Genomic DNA, 3,869 nt, shown 5'->3' on the forward strand with positions numbered 1-3,869 from the left:
CTCTCCATGACCCCATTATGCGGCGGCCTTGCGCCGACCGCGAAGAGAAGCGAGTGATCCATGGGAACGATCACGTAATCGAGGAAGCAGCTTGACCCAAAGGGCCCAATCAGAGAAGGCTCTAAATTTGCGCCAGGCCTTCGATAATCACTATATCACCGTCGGAGTAAGGCGTTCGGAGCGAACGGGCGGCGGCATATTCCGGTGAATTGTAGCACGCAATTGCAGCATCGAAGCTATCAAACTCTACTATGACGTGCCTCTCGCGCAGCTCGCCTTCGAGAAGCTGCGCTTTCCCCCCTCGCGAGAGAAATCGTCCTCCATGTTGGGTTACAACCTTCGTACTTTCAGGTGGATATGCCTTAAAACCTTCAAGGTCATGAATGGTGATATGGGCGATCCAATATGCGTTTGCCATCGTTTTACTCTCCTAGATTCCGGGGAATTCGCCACCGTCGATCAAGATGTTCTGGCCTGTGATGTAAGACGCTTGTTCACTCGCCAAGAAGGCGCAGAATGCTCCAAGTTCCGCAGGTTTCCCAAAGCGCTTCATCGGATTGGATTGCACCAGAGTGGCCGTCATTTCCGCTGGCGTCACGCCGCCATCGGTTGCGAGGGCGTCAATCCAAGATTGCAGGCGTTCGGTTTCGAAGCGTCCGGGAAGTAAGTTGTTTATAGTTACCCCTTGCTCGGCGACTTCTCTCGCAAGGCCCGCCACAAAACCGGTGAGCCCGTTTCGTGCACCATTGGAGAGTCCAAGCATCGGCAGGGGCGCCCTTACGGTGGACGACGTTATATTGATGATCCGCCCCCACCTCGCCGCCATCATAGGCTTGATCACCGCGCGCATCATCATGATGGGCGCGATCATCGAGCGGTCAAGCGCCTGAGCCCACACGGCCTCATCAAAATCCTCGAAATTCCCGGTGGGAGGGCCGTCACTATTGTTCACCAGAATGTCGAGTGCGGGGTATTCGCGCAGGATGAGGTCTCGGCCCTCCGCCGTGGAAACGTCACCGGCCAAAAAGGCTACGCGGCCAGCAAATTGAATGCCGAGCTGAGCGGCGACCTGCGCAAGACGATCTGCGTCACGACCGTTGAGGACCACATGGGCTCCGGCCGCCAGCAGCGCTTCGGCGCATGCCCGTCCGAGTCCCGCACTCGATCCGCAGACAAAGGCGGTACGACCCGTAATCCCAAAATCAATAGAACTTATCATAAATAAGCACCAAAACTGTTATTCGTTAGTCGGACATCAATATATCTAAATGGAGTTCTCGAAGTTTACGTTTATCTATCTTGCCTATTCCGGTTAGCGGTATTGGCGAAACCAGCACGATGTCGGGCAACCACCATCGCGGCACGAGCGTTTTGAGAAATTCAATCACAAGATGTTCGTCGAGAAGCGCACCCTCAAGAGGTTCCACGATCAGAATGGGTCGCTCTTCCCACTTCGGATGTTGAACACCGACGACTGCCGCTACCTTGACACCGGGACATCCCGCCGCAGCGTTCTCCAGATCAATGGAACTGATCCACTCACCTCCGGATTTGATGACATCCTTGGCGCGATCGGTAATCCTCATGAAACCGAATTCATCGATCGTCGCGATATCGCCGGTTTCGAACCAGCCATCTGCATCGGTCGCAGGTTCATCGGCACCATAATAACGATCGATGACCCATGGCCCTCTCACCGCCAAGCTGCCTGAAACCTGGCCGTCATGAGGAAGCGCCATGCCATCATCATCGACGATCTTGAGCTCGACGCCGAACATCATACGTCCCTGGCGCGACCAGATACCATCCTGTTCGGCATCTTTCCCGAGTGCAGCCAGTGCAGGGGTTGGGGTGGACACCACGCCCAAGGGGCTAGTTTCGGTCATGCCCCAGATTTGCTGGACCTCGACTCCCAATGCATGGAAACTCTTCGCCATCTCTCGCGGCATCGCTGAGCCGCCAATTATCACGCGCTCCAATGTTCCGGTCGTCTCACCGGTCCGCGCCAGATGATCCAGGTAAGTCGTCCAGATGGTGGGAACGCCCCCAGAGAAGGTGACGCCTTCGTCCCGAATGAGCGTTTGCAGGCTCTCGCCATCGAACTTATCACACGGGAATACGAACTTGCTGCCATTCAGAGCGCCGACGAATGGCAAGCCCCATGCCGTTGCGTGGTAAAGCGACTGGCAGGGCATGATGACATCAAAGGCGGACATGTTCAGCGCGCCGCTCAGCCCGGCGGCGAGTGCGTGAAGCACGACTGATCGGTGCGAATACAAAACACCTTTAGGATTGCCGGTCGTACCGGATGTATAACAGAGGAATGCCGCAGAATCCTCGTCCAGAAGCGGCCACGGAAACGTCTTCGCTTCCGCAGAGATTTGTTCTTCATATGCAGGATAGGCTTCGAGCGGATGCCCGGTTAAAGCGATGTAATACTCAATACTTTCCAGCTTCGGCTTTATTCGCTCGACAATCTCAAAGAGATTTGAGTCAAACAAAAGGACGCGACTTCCGGCGTTGTTGATCGTAAATATGAGGTGATCCTCGGGCAGTCGAGGATTGGCGGTATGGAGGACTGCGCCGATGCCGGGAACAGCATAAAATAGCTCAAAATGACGATGCGTGTTCCACGCCAGGGACGATAGCCGATCCCCCGCTCTGACCCCCATTTTGGCGAGCATGTTCGCGGCTTGTGCGACCCGGTCAGCTGTGTGCCCATAGTCAGTCCGCCAGATCGGTTCGTCGATCAGCCGCGAGACGATCTCACGGCTTCGATGGGCGACAGCGGCATGGCGCAATATATCTATGATGTTCAGCGGTGTTTGTTGCATCAATCCTGGAAGCGGTGTGCCGAGCTTATGCGTGCTCATGTCGCGAGAAATTCCATGACGACGCTATTGAAACGCTCCGCTTGCTCGACCTGAACCCAGTGGCCACAGCATCCGAACACATAAAGGTCGGAATTTTTGATGAGGCTATTCAATTCGATACTCGACGTCAGGGGGACGAACAGGTCCTCTCGACCATGAACGATCAGGGTACGATGCGGCAAATCGCGCAGTTTGGCCGGATCGGTGCTCAGGTCTTCGAGCATTTCCTGCCGGGGGGGNGGGGGGGCATAAACATGGCCCGGAACGAATGTGGCACATGACCGCGGATCGACGCTTCATGCCTCAATTTGGCAAGATCATCCGAGATCAGGCTTGAGTCATAGGCGAACAGCTCCATGAGCGCGCGCATATTGGCGACCGAAGGCTCATACCCCCAAGCTGCTTTCAAGGCATCGGTTATCGGAAAATTGAGCCCGGCCGGACCGTTCAGAACGATCTTATCCACACGATGGCCGCTGTCAGCAGCGAGGCGCAGTGCCAGCGCCCCTCCAAGCGAATTTCCTATCACCGATGCCTTGGCGACGCCCAGCGCATCCATGAAGGCGACCAGATGATCGTGCCATATGGCCATGCTGTATTTCTGATCGCGGGCGGGATCCGTATAGCCGAATCCCAGCAGGTCGGGCACGATGACGCGGTATGTCTGACTGAGCGCCATGATGGCAAGCCGCCAGTTTGCCCAGCCGGAAACCCCGGGACCGGAGCCGTGCAGCAGCAACAGCGGCGGTCCGGACCCTATGTCGTGATAGTTGGTGGCATAACCACCGGCCAGAATGGACTGCCCTATTTCGGGGTTTGCAGGCGATGTCGAGCCATTCATGATGCAGCCTCCTCAAGCGGCGCTTGGAAGGTGTGGCCCCAAAGGCTAATGCGATCATAGACCCGAGGCGACCATGCATCCTCATCCTCTATCCTGATCCCTGTATAGCCGAGTTCGAAGAGAAAGTTCGACGGGCTTTGCGCATAGAATGACAT

Annotated in this window: 5 protein-coding genes; all 5 read right to left on the reverse strand. The window is 56.0% G+C overall.

Features of this window, described 5'->3' with window-relative positions:
• Positions 1-121: 121 nt before the first annotated feature.
• Genes QMG56_RS23015 through QMG56_RS23035 form a run of 5 tightly spaced genes read right to left on the reverse strand, consistent with a single transcriptional unit; the run spans position 122 to position 3,714 of the window.
• On the reverse strand, positions 122-418 hold the full coding sequence (locus QMG56_RS23015; protein ID WP_281825213.1) for a DUF1330 domain-containing protein: 297 nt from the start codon (positions 416-418) through the stop codon (positions 122-124).
• A 12-nt stretch (positions 419-430) separates the two neighbouring features.
• Positions 431-1,219: an SDR family oxidoreductase gene (locus QMG56_RS23020; protein ID WP_281825215.1), complete on the reverse strand. Its 789-nt coding sequence runs from the start codon at positions 1,217-1,219 to the stop codon at positions 431-433.
• Positions 1,220-1,244: 25 nt separating this feature from the next.
• Complete coding sequence (locus QMG56_RS23025; RefSeq protein WP_281825217.1) at positions 1,245-2,873, reverse strand: long-chain fatty acid--CoA ligase; 1,629 nt, start codon at positions 2,871-2,873, stop codon at positions 1,245-1,247.
• Positions 2,870-3,097, reverse strand: a complete 228-nt coding sequence (locus QMG56_RS23030) for an alpha/beta fold hydrolase (RefSeq protein ID WP_281825219.1) — start codon at positions 3,095-3,097, stop codon at positions 2,870-2,872. The genes QMG56_RS23025 and QMG56_RS23030 overlap by 4 nt, the downstream gene beginning before the upstream one ends.
• Positions 3,082-3,714 carry an alpha/beta fold hydrolase gene (locus QMG56_RS23035; RefSeq protein WP_281825221.1) on the reverse strand — a complete coding sequence of 211 codons (633 nt, stop codon included), beginning with the start codon at positions 3,712-3,714 and terminating at the stop codon, positions 3,082-3,084. The genes QMG56_RS23030 and QMG56_RS23035 overlap by 16 nt, the downstream gene beginning before the upstream one ends.
• Between the last annotated feature and the right edge of the window lie 155 nt (positions 3,715-3,869).

Origin of the sequence: Sphingobium sp. BS19, assembly GCF_027925545.1 — a bacterium.
Classification (GTDB): Bacteria; Pseudomonadota; Alphaproteobacteria; order Sphingomonadales; family Sphingomonadaceae; genus Sphingobium.